At 50.0% G+C, this 254-nt stretch carries 1 protein-coding gene; it reads left to right on the top strand.

What is annotated here, in order from left to right; translation table 11 throughout:
- Positions 1-254: KH domain-containing protein (locus AC6UD4_RS07345; RefSeq protein ID WP_500709656.1), on the top strand; the 254-nt coding region annotated here is incomplete at both ends.

Below are 254 nucleotides of genomic sequence, written 5' to 3'. Positions count from 1 at the left end.
GAAGCATTGCTGCTATTCGGTCCTCACGATTCCTACCTGAAGCAGCTTGAGGAAAAGACGTCGGCAAAAATCGCCACGAGAAGCGGAGAATTGGTGATCAGCGGCGATAAAGCGGAAGTGGATCTGCTGGCAAACTTGGTTGATATTCTACTGCAACTGGTCCGCCGTGGCATTACTCTTTCGGAAAGAGATGTATCTTATGCGATGCAGCTCGCGGAAAAGGGAGAGGCAGAGCAGCTGTTACATCTCTATGA

The sequence above is a fragment of the Fructilactobacillus sp. X3R5C2 genome (assembly GCF_059901175.1).
The sequence above is the reverse complement of the archived record's forward strand: the minus strand, read 5'-3'. Positions and strand labels throughout refer to the sequence as shown.